This is a genomic window from Fusibacter ferrireducens (assembly GCF_015352425.1).
In the GTDB taxonomy this organism is placed as follows: Bacteria; Bacillota; Clostridia; order Peptostreptococcales; family Acidaminobacteraceae; genus Fusibacter_A; species Fusibacter_A ferrireducens.
In genome coordinates this window covers 97992-112981 of the sequence record NZ_JADKNH010000009.1, presented here as the reverse complement: position 1 = coordinate 112981, position 14990 = coordinate 97992, and the positions used below count along the sequence as shown (strand labels likewise).

General features: G+C 38.5%; 10 protein-coding genes. 8 read left to right on the top strand and 2 right to left on the bottom strand.

Going from position 1 to position 14990, the window contains the following annotated elements; all coding sequences use genetic code 11:
* Position 1: 1 nt before the first annotated feature.
* Entirely contained in the window at positions 2 to 3268 is a 3267-nt protein-coding gene (locus tag ISU02_RS15195; RefSeq protein ID WP_194702690.1) for a CocE/NonD family hydrolase, read from the bottom strand.
* A gap of 446 nt (positions 3269 to 3714) precedes the next feature.
* On the opposite strand from ISU02_RS15195, the gene ISU02_RS15190 reads away from it, so the two are divergent.
* The 6 genes from ISU02_RS15190 to ISU02_RS24365 all read left to right on the top strand — a co-directional run bounded on the left by ISU02_RS15190 (position 3715) and on the right by ISU02_RS24365 (position 11243).
* Positions 3715 to 4689, top strand: a complete 975-nt coding sequence (locus ISU02_RS15190; protein ID WP_194702833.1) for an ABC transporter permease — start codon at positions 3715 to 3717, stop codon at positions 4687 to 4689.
* Complete coding sequence (locus ISU02_RS15185) at positions 4679 to 5545, top strand: ABC transporter permease (RefSeq protein ID WP_194702689.1); 867 nt, start codon at positions 4679 to 4681, stop codon at positions 5543 to 5545. Before ISU02_RS15190 ends, ISU02_RS15185 begins: the two co-directional genes overlap by 11 nt.
* Before the next feature lie 12 nt (positions 5546 to 5557).
* Complete coding sequence (locus tag ISU02_RS15180) at positions 5558 to 6535, top strand: ABC transporter ATP-binding protein (RefSeq protein ID WP_194702688.1); 978 nt, start codon at positions 5558 to 5560, stop codon at positions 6533 to 6535.
* Between the two features lies 1 nt (position 6536).
* A complete protein-coding gene (locus ISU02_RS15175) occupies positions 6537 to 7490 on the top strand; it encodes an ABC transporter ATP-binding protein (protein WP_194702687.1) in 954 nt (317 codons plus the stop codon).
* Between the two features lie 17 nt (positions 7491 to 7507).
* Positions 7508 to 9070 (top strand): ABC transporter substrate-binding protein, encoded by a 1563-nt coding sequence (locus ISU02_RS15170; protein WP_194702686.1) that lies wholly within the window; start codon positions 7508 to 7510, stop codon positions 9068 to 9070.
* A gap of 187 nt (positions 9071 to 9257) precedes the next feature.
* Positions 9258 to 11243 carry a sigma 54-interacting transcriptional regulator gene (locus ISU02_RS24365; RefSeq protein ID WP_194702685.1) on the top strand — a complete coding sequence of 662 codons (1986 nt, stop codon included), beginning with the start codon at positions 9258 to 9260 and terminating at the stop codon, positions 11241 to 11243.
* Positions 11244 to 11299: 56 nt separating this feature from the next.
* On the opposite strand, the gene ISU02_RS15160 is transcribed toward ISU02_RS24365, so the two are convergent.
* A complete protein-coding gene (locus tag ISU02_RS15160; RefSeq protein ID WP_194702684.1) occupies positions 11300 to 12457 on the bottom strand; it encodes a PucR family transcriptional regulator in 1158 nt (385 codons plus the stop codon).
* 324 nt (positions 12458 to 12781) lie between these two features.
* Here ISU02_RS15160 and ISU02_RS15155 point away from each other — a divergent pair, with 324 nt between their 5' ends.
* Together ISU02_RS15155 and ISU02_RS15150 are read left to right on the top strand one after the other, a co-directional pair.
* A complete protein-coding gene (locus tag ISU02_RS15155; RefSeq protein WP_194702683.1) occupies positions 12782 to 13942 on the top strand; it encodes an MFS transporter in 1161 nt (386 codons plus the stop codon).
* A gap of 88 nt (positions 13943 to 14030) precedes the next feature.
* Positions 14031 to 14957 carry an alpha/beta hydrolase gene (locus ISU02_RS15150; RefSeq protein WP_194702682.1) on the top strand — a complete coding sequence of 309 codons (927 nt, stop codon included), beginning with the start codon at positions 14031 to 14033 and terminating at the stop codon, positions 14955 to 14957.
* Positions 14958 to 14990 lie beyond the last annotated feature (33 nt).

Here is a 14990-nt window from a genome sequence, read left to right as displayed (position 1 = left end):
TTCAAGGATTCAAATCTATTTTTAGTATGAGCGTATTGTGTGCATCATAGTACTTGGAAATCAAGTTGTCGCCTGTTAGGCTCAATAGATCTAGGCAATGATTTTTGGTATTATAAGCAGGTGATACAATATCCGCAAGATATGGACTAAAGTCATCTTCATGAACTAAGAAACAGCCGTTATCCAGTACGGGATTTTTTTGTAATTTCTTTGAAACATAATCTACGACGACTATATTCTGTTCTGTATTAAACGCCAATATGCGATGGGTTCTCTTTTCGTTAAGTTGAGAAGCGAAGAAAAATTTTAGAGCCTGTTGTGTTTCTCGTTTTTCTCCGTATTCACCTGTTGTGTTGCCGTACAGAAAGGTTAAGGCATCTACTTTGTTTAAAGCTTCAAAGGTGCGCAAGGACTGCTTAAAGGCAATGTTAATGGTATCCATGCCCCGACCGCCAAAAAGTGCTATAGGTGGTACAGAGGGATTTGCATAATTTACCGGGGAAGCTGATGCAGCTTGCTGAAGTTTGGAATCGAATAAACTGTTGGATGGTGTGCAACCATTTTCCATATATTCTCTTAAAACCTTTAATCCCTTGCCGGGACCACTAAAACCTATAACTTCTGAACTTGGCGAATATTCTCCGTCAGTCATCAAAATTCGATCGGCTTGAAGTTGTGGTGAATGTTGGAATTCATCGGCAATATCCTTGCCCATGTAGAGCAAGTCAGACCATGCAAAGCCAGCGGCTGCTGCCTGTACTCTACTGGAATACTCTAAGTTGCCGCCAACGTCACCTTCCAGAGCAGGTAAGTCTCCTGTCATGGCCACCATCAGGGTTGTATTGCCGCCAAGGGAAAAGCCATACATGCCAATTTTATCTGGATTAATGCCAAATTGAGCTGCATTTGCTCTTAAGTAACGAATAGCGCCTTTGGCATCGTTAATATAATCGGGAAATTCGTTAGGTGGATAGTTTCTAACGTCGATTGCGGCTATGGCATACCCTGCTTCGTACATCATGAGCATTTGAGTGGGGAGATAGGCATATGGACTGCCGTAACCATGAATGTAAACGATACAAGGCATGGATTCAGAGTGTTTCTTTATAAAAACATCAAGATAGAGATTTTTGCGCCCTGGGACAAAGAGATTGTAGTCACGAGAAGATATGGGGACATTGGCTACAAACTGTTTTCTATATGTCGGGAAAGGGTGCACAGGTGCTGAGGGAATTCTACTGTCCGGCATTGTGGGACTGCTTATTGGAGCGCCCACAGCACAAAAATGAATGTTGCCTTCGGCAAATACAACGCCATGCTCTGTCACTGTGTATGCATCTGGCGTCTTGAATTTATGCCAAATGCTGTTTGTATAAAGATAAGTGTTTTCTTTGAAAGCATAGAGCGTGGCTGGAAAACTTTTCTCATCAAATGTAGCCAAGCCCTTGTAAGTCTGATTGGACTCTTCAAGGAAGGGAACGCTGATGAAAGAAGCATATTGGCCTCCAGTATATAATGTGATTTCAGGGCATTCATTTTCATACATGTTATGCTGATATGCGGCTCTGTTAGCACAGGTAATTGTAAATCGTATTCGACTTTGAGCTGAAAAATGATATGCTATAGGATCTATGGCAAACTGAATATGAGTAGGTTGACTCAGGCCTTCGTCGAGACAGCGCTTTACATCTGATGACATACTCGTATGCCACGTAGCCCCCATTTTCTGCCACGCTGGATTTGGACCAGTCGTTCGATGAGAAGCGCGCATGACGCCATCTTTAATATAATGAGAGGTGCCATCAGGAAGCACTTCTTCTAAGTAGACGATAAAATCAACGTCTCTAGCAGGAGAAGATACCCATAAATCAACAGATACACAACCGGCCATCTCATTTTGATAAAGTGAAAAGAGTGGTGCGGTTGTAAAGGTTAACCCCTTTTGGTCCACATCTTCAGACATATTGCCATTCCAAAAGAGTTCAGATCGGTCATAGTTACTGAGCCCTTCTTTATTTTTAAATACGATGATATCATCTCTTATTTGATAAGTGATAGACTCTACGTTATTGCACGGTTCAAGTGTTAAAGTGCCATCGTGAGCTGAAGAGATCGTATGGGATGCTTTTGGCGAAAGATATAATGGAGTTCGGACTTCATTTTCTGGTGGCCAACTCTCAGAGAAACGCCATTCGTGACCTTCCTGAGCATTAAACATATAGTATGTGACTGCGGGCATTTTATCAAAGCCGTTGTCGATACCTTTTAAGACATAGTCGTACCAACGGCAGTATGATTCTAAAATATCTATGGAACCGTTGGGAAAAGGGGAGTCGCCTATAAGTGCGCCAAAATGAGTCCACGGTCCAAGAAAAACGGTTCCGCCAAAATCAATAAAATGCGCTAACTGCCCTAAGGTGCCTGATTCAAGTTCGCCGATATATTGATGCTGTTTTACAGAGGCATTATGAAAGAAATGATCCAATTTTCCAAAAGGAGGTAATGTCATATTGGTTTTTTTGTGGTCATAATCTGGATGTTCAGAATCTCTACACATGTCTTCTAGAAAAAGCGTTTCGAAGAAATTCTTATTATGATTAAAATGACAGTTGACATAAGCTTCATATGCGATTTGGCCATCGGTATCTGCATCCACAGGGACCACGGTCTCTAAGTATTCTGTCTTAGATAACATATGATCCGGATTAGGAAGTTTAATATGAGGGACAGCAGACACACCGTTTGGATAATTCTGGTAGTAAAAATCTGAAACGGCTACAACAGGTGTGAGAGCAACAATTTTATCCGGGTATAATGCGGATGCACAGAGCTGTATATAGGCACGATTAGAGCATCCTAGCATACCAATTTTTCCAGTACACCAGTGTTGTGACGCCAGCCATTCCGTTGTGCTTATGAGATCTTTACTGTGTTCAATACTGCCAAAACTATCATTGACCCCATAAGAAACACCGCATCCTCGAAGCTCAACAACGGCGAAAATATAGCCAAATGCGACTAAATCGCAGCCCATTTTAATCTCAGGATCGTTTAGATTTCTTCGATTTGATCTTGAAGCCAGTAATATAACGGGCAAATTTTCTGTGACAATCTCTTCGCCAGATAAGGGAAATGTTATGTCAATTGCCAGTTTTGTCCCATCATAACTTTCGATGTATTGAGATTTTGTCTTAGTGTTCTCATATGTTGGATTCGAGTAGCCCTTATAGGAAAATGGTAATGATTCTTTATAATTATTTTTTTTCATATGTTAACCTCCTAATATCCATATTTGCGCAAAAACGATGCCAATATCGATGGGGCGTGGATGGATTTAAAACAGCAAAAGACGTTCTAAACGAGAGAATTGAATCTATTGCTATATTATACAATAAAAATCCAGCGGATATAGCATTGTCTAAAAATAGAATAATAGCCATTGCAAATCATTTCAAATTGCAAAATAGATCTTATGGCAAAGAGAAAACGTTTCAATATGAAACCTTCTTTATGAAATGTTATTTCATATTGAAACCATAATTTTTAAAAAGAGGTGTGTATACATTCTGATATGAGGTAAAAGATAAAAATAAAATAAGATTATATCTAGTATATTAGACCTTTTCTGAGCATAATGAATGTGCCAATGAGCAAATTGGCACATAGATTGCGTTAAGGTACTATAAATATAGTTTGAATGATGAAAGGAGAAATATGTTTGAGTTTATAGCAAAAAGATTTTTATGGCTAATACCAGTCATTCTAGGGGTAACATTTTTTGTGTTTACCATAATGTACTTTACACCAGGCGATCCAGTTCGATTGATGTTAGGCGCTAACGCAACAGAGCAACAAATACAGCAGGAGAGAGATGAATTGGGATTGAATGACTCTTTTTCTGTTCGCTTTGTGGATTACTTAAAAAAAGTATTTATTGATTTCAATCTGGGAAATTCTTATCAAACTAAACAAAGTGTGACCGATCAAATATTATTAAGATTTCCTTTTACAGTGAAAATTGCATTGATCAGTGTATTGTTAGCAACATTGATTGGGGTGCCTCTAGGTGTTCTGGCTGCAACTCATCAGTATTCATGGAAAGATAATATTTCTATGTTTGGTTCGCTATTCTGCGTATCTATGCCCAGTTTTTGGTTTGCATTAATATTAGTCATGCTGTTTTCTCAAAAGCTAGGATGGCTTCCCTCCTCGGGGATTAAATCGTGGACGGGTTATATTCTGCCTTGTGTCTCTATTGCATTAGGCGGGGCAGCGGGAATTGCAAGACAAACGAGGTCAAGTATGTTAGAAGTCATTCGTCAAGATTATATTACGACAGCTAGAGCAAAGGGTCAGAAAGAAATGAAAGTCATTTTTAATCATGCTCTCAAAAATGCTTTAATACCAATTATTATGACGATTGGTAACATGGTCGGGGCTCTTCTCGGGGGCGCTTTAATTGCGGAGACGATTTTTTCCATACCAGGCATGGGTGTGTTTATGATGAATGGTATTTCACAAAGGGATTATCCTGTGGTACAAGGAGGCGTATTGTTCATCTCCGTTTTCTTTTGTTTATTTATGCTTCTTGTAGATGTTGTGTTTGCATATGTTGATCCAAGAATTCGATCACAATATAAAAGTTCTAAAACAAAAAGAAGAAAGGGAATAAGAAAATATGACAGTTAATAGGCGAAAAAGGCATAAGTCGCAATTAAAAGAAATTTTAGGAAGACTTTCGAGAAATAGACTTGCAATGGCAGGATTGATCATTATTCTCTTAATTGGCATACTTTCTTTACTAGCACCGATTGTTGCCCCCTATAATTTTGCAGAACAGAACCTTAAAGCAACTTATGCGGCACCAAGTAAAGCTCATTTACTGGGGACAGATAAATTGGGGCGAGATATTTTTAGCAGGTTAATTTACGGTGCGAGACAATCTCTCAAAATAGGTATACTTTCTGTGGGATTGGCTTCTACATTGGGAACGATATTCGGTTCTATTGCAGGTTATTACGGTGGCAAAATGGACAATATCCTCATGCGTATTCTGGATATTTATCAGTCTATTCCTGGGATGCTTTTATCCATAGCGCTGGCAGCATCACTGGGGCCTGGTATCAACAATGCCATTCTTGCAATAGGTATATCTACAATACCTGCCTATGCCAGAATTATTAGGGCTTCTATTATGACAGTTAGAGAAAAAGAATTTATTGAAGCAGCCATTGCGATCAATGCAAGTGATTATCATATTATTACCAAACACGTTTTACCCAATTCAATATCTCCTTTAATTGTCGAAATTACGATGAATATTGGAAATTCTATTTTAGCAGCGGCAACACTTAGTTTCATTGGATTAGGGGCGCAACCACCATCACCTGAATGGGGCGCAATGCTTGTAGAGGGCAGAAATTACATGAGAGACTATGGCTATTTAGTCATTTATCCAGGTATTTGTATCATGACAAGTGTTTTATCTTTTAACATGCTCGGGGATGGGTTGCGAGATGCGCTTGATCCGCGGTTAAAGAATTAAGGAGACAGATAAATGAGTATTAATAATACCTTGCTAGAGATTAACAATTTAGTGGTTGAGTATGTTGCAGATAGAAAAGTTATCAAAGCGGTCAACAATGTCAGTTTTACATTGAACAAGGGCGAGACGCTTGGGCTTGTTGGAGAGACAGGAGCGGGTAAAACGACAATTGCTAAAGCGATCATGAGAATACTTCCTGATCCTCCAGCAAAGATTAAAAGTGGGGAGATTTTATTTGAAGGCAAAGATATCATGAAGATGTCTGAGCATAAGATTCGCGATATCAGGGGCAATAGCATTTCAATGATATTTCAAGATCCAATGACTGCGCTGAATCCAATAATGACTATTGGAAAACAAATTGCGGAAACCATTGGATTGCATGAAAAATTATCTAGAGCAGAAGCTGAAATTAAAGCCATAAAGATGCTAGAGAAAGTTGGCATACCCGGCGAAAGATTTTCAGAGTATCCTCACCAATTTTCTGGTGGTATGAAACAGAGAGTTGTAATCGCAATGGCATTAGCGTGTGAGCCAGATCTTCTTTTGGCGGATGAACCGACAACAGCACTAGACGTGACGATACAAGCACAGGTCCTTGAGATGATGGATAAGCTCAAGAAAGAGTTGAACACTTCTGTTCTGATGATTACTCATGACCTCGGCGTTGTTGCTGGCACTTGTGATAAGGTTGCCATCGTATATTCAGGAGAAATTGTTGAATATGGAACAACTGCTCAAGTATTTGATTATCCTGGGCATCCATACACCAAAGGTCTATTCAATTCTCTACCCAGATTGACCTCTAATGAAAAACGTCTTAAACCCATTAAGGGCATGATGCCTGATCCAACGCATTTACCAGTGGGTTGCAAATTTCGTGATAGGTGTCCGCATGCTATTGATGAATGTAGAGAGGAACGGGATAGAAATGTAAATATTGGAAATGAGCACTTTGTTAAGTGCGATATTATGACGAAAGAGGTATGATATGGCTACAATGTTAAGGGTGGAAAATTTGAAGAAATACTTTAATACGCCAAATGGTGAGTTACATGCAGTTGACGATATCAGTTTTGAGATTGAAGAAGGAAAGACTCTGGGTATTGTTGGCGAATCTGGCTGCGGTAAATCGACATTAGGAAGAACTATTTTACACCTATTAGACAGTACAGGTGGTCAAATTTTTTTTGAAGGGGAGGATGTAACTTACTTAAAAAGACAAAAGTTAAAAAAATTGAGAGAGCAAATGCAGATTATATTCCAAGATCCGTATTCTTCTTTAAACCCAAGAATGAGTGTGCGAGAGATCATTATGGAGCCTTTGCTTCTCAAAGGTGAAATGAAAGAAGATGAGATGGAAATTGAAACAGAGAAATTGATGGAAACTGTAGGACTTGAGAGTCGATTGGCCGATGCATATCCTCATGAATTAGATGGTGGCAGGAGACAAAGAATTGGGATTGCAAGAGCATTGGCGTTAAGTCCCAAGTTTATTTTGTGCGACGAACCTGTATCGGCTTTAGATGTGTCCATTCAGGCCCAAATTTTAAATTTGATGCTAGACTTGCAAGAACAGAGAAAACTGACCTATATTTTTGTAACGCATGATTTATCGGTGGTTAAATATATATCTGATGAAATTTTGGTTATGTATATGGGTCAAATGGTGGAAAAAGCGCCTGCTGATGAATTATTTGCCAATCCGTTACATCCTTACACAATGGCCTTGCTATCTGCAATTCCAATTCCGGATGTACATGCAAAAAATCAAAGAATTATTTTAAAGGGGGAGATTGTGTCGCCAATAAATCCAAAACCAGGATGTCGTTTTGCAGCAAGATGCAATTATGCTTCTGAAGAGTGTCATAAGCAGCAATATAGCAGAGAATTGAGTAAAGATCATTTTGTATCCTGTCATAAGGCGGAATTTATTAACAAATAAAAAAAGGGAGAGAACAAATGAAGAAGAGATTTATGAGATTGGTGGTTATGTTAATTATACTTGCAACTTCATTTAGCATTGTTGGATGCAGTTCGAAGAAAAATGATGCACAAACTGAGGGTGCCGTGAATGAAAATGAGAATGCACCTGAAGTGAGAGATAAGATTAATATCGCAGTTGATAGTGATGTTGGCAACATGAATGTATTTGGAAGTGGCAACACTTATGCATATATTTCCAATCAAATTTATGAAGGCTTATTTGCTTTGGGCTATGATAAAGAAGTAGTCCCTCGATTGGCAGAAAGTTGGGAAGAAATTGACAGCACCCATTATATTTTTAAGATTCGCAAAGGCGTAAAATTTCACGATGGCAATGATTTAACGGCTAATGATGTTCTGTTTTCCTATAAGCTCATGCAGGAAGATGCTAATTATAATCAATATGTGATTAATGTCGACTTTGAAAAGACAAAAGTTGTTGATGACTATACCTTTGAACTCTACTTTAAAGAACAAAACGCATATACCTTTACCAATTTATCCAATGTCAACATTGTAAGTGAAGCATCATGGACTGCAAGTCCAGATAAAATGGTTACGACGCCAATTGGAACAGGTCCTTATAAACTAAAGGATTATTTGAGCGGTTCATATATAACTTTAGAATCATTCAGCGAGTATTGGGGCGGGGAGCCAAGTATCAAAGAAGCGACTTTTACGGTAATCGCAGAACCTTCTCAAAAGACTACAGCTTTGGAGACCGGTGAAGTCCAACTTGTAATGAATGTTCAAATTAGCGACATCGGTTATTTAATGACAAACAGTGATTATAATGTGACATTAGATACGGGTGTGCAATCGTTAAGCTTTTTCTTGAATATGAACGAGAACTCCGTATTTTCTAATAAGCAGGTTAGACAGGCGTTTGGATATGCATTAGACAATGACGCAATTAATATTGTGGCATATGATGGATATGGGAAAGCAGGTACTGCGCCATTCTCTGCAGCAATGAAAGATTACAGCGAAAAAATGGTGGGTGAGATTTATACAACCACTGATGTCGGAAAAGCAAAAAAAATGGTCGATGAATCTGGTGTCGATGGCGGTGTTGTGAAAATTGCAACAAACGGCACTAGCGCGCAGATCGCAGCAGCTGAAATTATTCAAAATGTATTGTCTGAGCTAGGGTTCACTGCTGAAATTAACAATTACGACAGTGCCACCATATGGAATGTTGGTTCTGATCCAACGCAATGGGATGTACTGTTGATGGTTACAGCCTCTCCAAGCGGTTATGGCGTTGATTCGATGAAAGCGTTCTTAGGCGGTTTAAACTGGAGTGGCTGGAAAGGTGAGAGCTTTGATCGCTTTATGCAGCTTTGTAAAGAGACGATTGGTGCAAACAGTGTAGACGCTTCAAATGAAAAGGCTGTGGATGTTGTGAAAGTAATCGAAGAAGAAATGCCAATATATTCTTTGGTACAACTTGCCAACAGCTATGCATTTGATCCTAGTTTGAACTTTAGAGTATGGAATGCTTCAAGCCTCTATTTAAAAGATTTAAAATTTGAGTAACAACATTTGAGTCATCTCTCAATGCCTCAAAACGATTTTCGCTGACGCTGTTTGAGGTTGAACATCCCTCAGACAGCTTTCGGCTCATATCTTGTTGTTTTAAAAAAAGGTAGCAGGAATTCCTGCTACCTTTTACTACTTATGTTTGTACGTGGTACAATGATAAAAAAGCCTGGAGGTAAATGTCGTGTTTCGTATATTTTTCATGAATCTGTTTGGAGACTCGATGATAAAGCAAGTTCAGGGTCTTGAGAAGATCATAGACTTCCATATGTATATTGGTGATGCTACGGCTTGTGATGAAGAGTTGAACAAGCAAATTAAGTGGGTAAATGAAGAACAGATGGATGCTATCATTTGCCAGTGGGAAAATTATGATAGAATCATGTCATTTAAGCCTTTAGTGCCTGTTTACCCTGTTTCTATGACTGCTTTTGACACCTGTGTGATTTTGTATCTTTTGCAAAAAGAGTTGAAGTCAAAAGGTTTAGAACATTATAAAAGAGTTGTCTTGGGCACGTATTTACCCATAACAGTTCGTCTAGATGTCCTAGAGGAGATGTACAATTTCGAGTTGATTAATCCACCTTGGAATGATGAGTTGGAACAAGGTTATTTTAATGCACTTGCAAAAGAGGGGTATGATGTCGTCATATGCAATACGAAATATGTTGATGCTGTTAGAAACAGTGGCATGTATGCTTTTCATGACGATCGAATTTACGATTATTTAGATTTTAGTCTGGACTTAAAACGTGCGATACAACAGGTGGCCATGGGCTCTCAATTGCAGCAAACACTAGATGAATTTAAAAATATGCTGAATAATTCATTTGAAGCCATTTGCATTTTGGATAGGGAGGGCAGAATTAAAGCATATAATGAACAGGCGGTCGGCATGTTTAAAGCGATTGAAGGCGACAGCTATAATGGACAGTACTTTCCAGACATGGTTACAGCACTGGATGAAGACGAGTTTGAAGATGTTTTGAATAAGGGGAAGGCATACTATAGCAGAATCATAAATGTGAATAATACGTATGGCATGCTTAATATAACGCCTAATCAAAAGGATGATGCTTTTCATGGTGCTGTCGTGCACTTTACGACTATACAACAGATTGAGAAAATGGAGTCTCAAGTAAAGAGCGAGTTTTATCAAAAAGGTCATTTTGCAAAATATAGATTTGATGAGATCATTGGAGAATCGGTTGCCATTACGAAATCTAAAAAATTAGCGGAGCGGTTTTCAAAATATAATACAAGCATATTGATTTATGGTGAGAGTGGTTGTGGAAAAGAGTTGTTTGCACAGAGTATACACAATTCTAGTTTTAGAAACAATCAGCCCTTTGTGGCCATAAACTGTGGTTCCCTACCGACGAATCTTTTGGAAAGTGAATTGTTTGGGTATGTGGATGGCGCATTTACAGGGGCCTTAAAGAAGGGGAAAAAGGGACTCTTTGAAATTGCAAACAAGGGGACGATATTTTTGGATGAAATATCTGAGATTGATGCACAAGGTCAGACAAGACTGTTACGCGTGATTGAAGAGAGAAGTGTTATGAGAATTGGAGATGACAAACTCATCCCCATAGATGTACGTATCATTGCTGCTTCCAATAAGAACTTGCTTGAACTTTCAAAACAGGGCAAATTTAGAGAGGATTTGTATTATCGTCTCAATGTGTTGACATTGACGATCCCACCGCTGAGAGAGCGAAATAGAGATGTGATTCTGCTTGCACAAAATTTTATTGAGAATTTTGGAAAGCGCTACAACAAGAGAATCCTTTTAAGTGAAGCGGCAGAGGAAATGCTGTTGAGCTTATCTTGGGATGGTAATGTGAGACAATTGAGAAATTTTTGTGAAAGGCTTGTTATTGTGGCAGACCATAAATATGTCGATGAAAAGGATGTTCGAGAACAGATAAAAGGCACGGATTTGTCTTTAATTGAAAAGGATATGCTCTTGTCTACCGAGCGCTTAGAAAATGGCATGGATGAAATGGCGACTGATAAAGGCAGCATCAGTCAAGCAGAAAAAAACAGCATTTGCAATGCACTTGAAAAGACAAATGGCAGAAGAGAAAAAGCGGCAAAAATACTTGGCATAAGTAAATCGACACTGTGGCGAAAAATGAAAAAATACAACTTAACAGACAAATACTAGCCCATTTTTGAAAGAGCAATACGCGTCTATCTATTGTGAGCACGAAAAGACAAGGCTCACAAATTTTGTTCCAAATACTCTTTGTAATAAGTTACCACAAAACAAGACATTAACAGTTTAAATTGTATTTGGCCATCGTCAAGAGGATCAGAAATGATGTTTTTGATTTTTTTGAGTTTGTTAAAAACTGTATTTCTATGCATGTAAAGGATTTTCGAAGTAACGGTAATATTACAGCCATTGAGCAGATATTGGAATAATGTCGTCAACAAATCGGTGTTGTGATCTAAATCATATCGATGCAATTGAATGATATCTGGAGAGACCAGATAAATAATATCCGAATGTCCGTGTATTCGAATGAATTCTTTGACAGACAGATCGATAATATAAAAAGTGCTGTAGTTTTCAAAATTATAGATATTGTCACTAATGTGATAAGAGGACAGTTTTCTGCCGAGATATAAAGACGAAAGTGAAGTGTGATATAAAGTTGGGTAAAGTAGCGGATATCTGCAAGCATTACTTATACCAGCATCCATATGATACTTTTCCAGAATAAGCGAAAATTTGTCATATGAAAATGCCAAATCACTATCAGGGCGATTATCCTGGGAGTACAAGATGACAATTTGATTTTTAAAAGGAAAAATATTTGTTTCCGGGAAAAGATCGTTTAATTCTTCAAATAGAAGATAGAGATCGTTCTCAGATAGTTTCGGATGATCTTGCTTCATGATAAGCACAATACACGCAACAAAGCGGCGAAAAGAATAATAAAATTCATTTATAATGGTGCGCAGTTCATCTTTATGCCTAGGGGTCTGAATAAGCTGTTGCCACAAAATTTTCATCTTTTCATAATTGCCGTGGTCTATCAATCTCTTTTTCTGTTCAAAAATTTTTGAAAACACAGTGCTCAGTTCATCTAGGCTACAAGTTAAAAATATATATGAGCAAGTGTCTTGAGCATCATCCAATTTGGGGAGCTCATGTACACAATCCACTACAAAAAAAGTCACATTTTGAAGACTGTTTTTTGAATTTAAAATAGATTGAAAGGTTTGCATTTTACAGATATAGACGCCATCCTGCCGAATATACGCATTTGGCAGAAGTAAGGAGATACCATTTTCAATTTTGATATTTGAAGTCCTTAAAAGGGTTCCTTTAATAAATGGAGATAAGGTTAGAATTAATTCGTCTGATTTCATTTCATACCTTTCAGGCAGTATCCAACAGCGATACAGCACATACCTTTCTGGTTAATGGTATATTGTTGTTCCAGATGGATGCCATTTTTTGAATTGGATACCATCTTAAAAGCAATATGCCAATCATCTACAATTATAAGTTTAATGGATTCATTGAAGATGTCAATAGTTGCTGAAGATTTGCTGTACTAAAGCATTTGTCGTGTGCAACTCTTACAGGAAGATGTGCAATTAGACCAAAAAAAGGAGGGTTGCACAAAAAACCTTTGTTGTAAGGCGTCTGAACATTTATACTTTTACATATGTTGAAGAGGAGTGAAAAGCATGGATGCCAAACTGTGGAACTTTAGGTTTTCTGAAATAGTGCTTATAAATACATTGTTGAGTTTTAGCTTTTACATGGTGACAACGACATTAGTCGTGTACTTAGTTGGAATTGGGGTAAGTCTTGCGAGCTCAGGTGCAATTGTGGGCCTGTTTTCGATTACCGCCCTATTTATAAGACCTTTTACGGGGTATGTTGCCGATCGGTATGATCGAAAAAAAATGTTGATGATTGGAAGTTTTTGGGTTACTATCTCCGTGATTATGTATGTGATTACAGATAATCTCATGCTCATAATTCTATTTAGAATCATTCATGGGATTGCCTTTGGCATAAATAGTACAGCCATTGTGGCAATGGCCAGTGAGTTTATTCCCTCAGAGAGATTTAGCGAAGGCATTGGATATCTCGGCTTAGGTCAGGTTGTAGCTTCAGCTGTTGGACCGGGATTGGGTATTGCAATTATGAACCAATACGATGTGGTGTATGCTTTTTATATATCGGCTTTTTTTTCACTGATGGCTTTAGTGGCTTTATTAAGGCTAAAGTATTCGTGTACATATAAAAATCAACGTAATCGTAAATTCGCAGTCAAAGATATTATTACGTTTAGTATAATGGATTACGTTTTCATTGGGGGCGTATATTCGTTCATCAATGGGGGCATTTCAGCGTTTTTAGTATTGTATGCCCACAGTAAATCCATAGAAAATGTAGGGATCTATTTTACAGTCAGTGCCATTTTCTTATTTCTTGCAAGACCGATATCTGGAAAGATCATGAAGTGGAAAGGATTTAATTACGTATTTTATCCAAGTATTCTTTTGACAATCGTGTCGTTAATACTTCTGTCTTGGGCGGACTCAATGACGCTGATTCTCATATCGGCAATGTTGCGGGCTTTGTCACAAGGAAGTGTACAACCTTTGTTACAGGCTGCTAGCATAAAAAAAGTGGGTATAGAAAAAAGTGGCGTGGCCACAAGCACTTTCTATCTAGGAGGCGATATTGGACAAGGCGCTGGACCGATGGTGGGGGGTATAATTGCAAAAAGCTATGGCTATGAAGAGATCTTCTATTTGTGCATAATACTTTTAATTTTTTCCCTGTTGATTTATTTCTTCAATGGCAAAAGACATGCACTGAAAACAGGCACATAAGATATCCGCATACGAAGGTGTTTTTCGGACACTGGGAATATAAAATTTTAAAATCAGAAAAAAATAGGATGAGAATGGAAGTGGCAAAATGAGTACGCTAGATGTATTGACCGAGCTCAGGGTTCATCTCGAAAAGCAGCCCATATTAGAGCTGGATAAGGAACTGGACAGTATCAGAAAATTAGAACCGTCGTTGTATAGACCTAGTGACGCCTTGGCTATTGAAGAAGTGCAGATATGTGCGCAAAGGACGGCAAGAATCTATAGACCGTTAAACTGTCAAGACGAATTATTACCAGGTGTATTTTGGATTCATGGTGGTGGGTACGTCCTTGGACATCCTCAGTGTGAGGATCAAATGTGTGCAAAGCTTGCACTGGAAGTCCCTTGTATCATCGTATCTTTAGATTACCGATTGGCCCCTGAATACCCATATCCTGCTGGCCTTGAAGATTGCTATACAGGCTTGAAATGGCTGTTTGAATGTGCAAGCACATTAGGGGTTGACCGCAAACGTATAGCCATAGCAGGTCCAAGTGCTGGAGGTGGCTTAACGGCGGCTTTGACGTTGCTTGTCAGAGATCGGGGAGAAGTTTCCGTGAGCTTCCAAATGCCTTTATACCCCATGATTGATCATCGCAACGAGAATTTATCTAATCAGGAAATCACAAAGAAAACTATGCCTAAAGCTTGGAATAAGGATCTCAATGCAATTGCTTGGGATATGTACTTGAAAGATGTGGACAGAGCTCATGTGCCCATATATGCATCTCCTGCACTGGAAAAGAGATTAGAGGGATTGCCTCCGACATACACCTGTGTCGGTCAGTTGGACCCTTTTAGGGATGAGACAATTGATTATGTTCAAAGACTTGCTCAGGCAGGTGTTCCTGTTGAGTTTCACTTATATCCTGGATGTTATCACGGGTTTGATGCTCTTGGAGAGGAAACGGAAGTCAGTAAAATGGCAAATGACATGTATGTGAAAGTATTAAAAAAAGCTTTTTACAAGTGACAGCGACTGAATAACCAAGAATCTGAATTTAAA

What these genes read in the sequence shown, in the direction of transcription:
- ISU02_RS15195 (WP_194702690.1), bottom strand. Translation starts at nt 3,268, where the DNA reads ATGAAAAAAAATAATTATAAAGAATCATTACCATTTTCCTATAAGGGC.
- ISU02_RS15190 (WP_194702833.1), top strand. Translation starts at nt 3,715, where the DNA reads ATGTTTGAGTTTATAGCAAAAAGATTTTTATGGCTAATACCAGTCATT.
- ISU02_RS15185 (WP_194702689.1), top strand. Translation starts at nt 4,679, where the DNA reads ATGACAGTTAATAGGCGAAAAAGGCATAAGTCGCAATTAAAAGAAATT.
- ISU02_RS15180 (WP_194702688.1), top strand. Translation starts at nt 5,558, where the DNA reads ATGAGTATTAATAATACCTTGCTAGAGATTAACAATTTAGTGGTTGAG.
- ISU02_RS15175 (WP_194702687.1), top strand. Translation starts at nt 6,537, where the DNA reads ATGGCTACAATGTTAAGGGTGGAAAATTTGAAGAAATACTTTAATACG.
- ISU02_RS15170 (WP_194702686.1), top strand. Translation starts at nt 7,508, where the DNA reads ATGAAGAAGAGATTTATGAGATTGGTGGTTATGTTAATTATACTTGCA.
- ISU02_RS15160 (WP_194702684.1), bottom strand. Translation starts at nt 12,457, where the DNA reads ATGAAATCAGACGAATTAATTCTAACCTTATCTCCATTTATTAAAGGA.
- ISU02_RS15155 (WP_194702683.1), top strand. Translation starts at nt 12,782, where the DNA reads ATGGATGCCAAACTGTGGAACTTTAGGTTTTCTGAAATAGTGCTTATA.
- ISU02_RS15150 (WP_194702682.1), top strand. Translation starts at nt 14,031, where the DNA reads ATGAGTACGCTAGATGTATTGACCGAGCTCAGGGTTCATCTCGAAAAG.